The organism is Kocuria subflava, from assembly GCF_012163155.1.
GTDB classification, from domain to species: domain Bacteria; phylum Actinomycetota; class Actinomycetes; order Actinomycetales; family Micrococcaceae; genus Kocuria; species Kocuria subflava.
In genome coordinates this window covers 1-810 of the sequence record NZ_JAAVUN010000104.1, presented here as the reverse complement: position 1 = coordinate 810, position 810 = coordinate 1, and the positions used below count along the sequence as shown (strand labels likewise).

The 810-nt window shown below is 65.9% G+C and carries 1 protein-coding gene; it reads right to left on the bottom strand.

What is annotated here, in order from left to right; all coding sequences use genetic code 11:
* Window positions 1-19: 19 nt before the first annotated feature.
* Window positions 20-810: CHAD domain-containing protein (locus tag GTW58_RS13200; protein ID WP_209436583.1), on the bottom strand; the 791-nt coding region annotated here is incomplete at its 5' end.

Here is an 810-nt window from a genome sequence, read left to right as displayed (position 1 = left end):
TCTGGAGGCGGGCGCCGTTCTAGCGCCCCGTTGCGGTCTGTGAAGCCTTGACGGCCGCCACAATCGCGGCGTCAGCGCTCTCGTGCGCGTCACCCTGGTGGGTCAGCTCGCGGGCATAAAGCACACCGTACGTGAAGGTTTGCTCACCCGACTTCTCGGCGACATGGGCCAGCTCCGTCAGACGTTCCCTCGCCACCACGGAGTCCTGGGCGGTGCCAAGGACCTCCGTCACGGCCTCCCATGCCTCAGCTGAATCGCTCCCGCCGGGAAAGACGTCAGCCACAGCCTCCCAGGCGTAACGCGCGGCCTTCGCCTTCTTCCTGGCTTCGTGGGCAAGGGCCGCTCGTTGCATCTCAGGTGCACACTGTGCGGCGTCCCAACGGCGCGTCACACGTTGGGTCGCAGCCTTCATCAAGGGTGCCAGGGTCTTCCGGCGAGCATGGTTGGCTTCCGGTAGAAACGGCGGATGGTCCACCAGGTCGTGGAGGGCATCGCTCAGGTCCCTGTAACGGCGGGAATCCAGAGCCTCCAACAGCTCGGCGTGGGCCTGAGCATGTCGTGCGTCGAGTTCGTTTGTGAGTCGCTCGCGGACGGGCCCGAGGATGGCCTCGGGTGGTAACTCTTCCAAGGATTCACCCAGACGGTCCTTGAGAACCTCGGCATCGCGGGGACCGCCGAGCATTTCACCCAGCCATTTGATCTCCTCCCGCAGGGGATCGGTGCGTTGCGTGTCCAGTACATCCTGGAACGTTCGATGCGTACTGCGCAGTCGCGCGGGGGGCACCCCCGTCTTGGGCCCCCGGGCGCCGC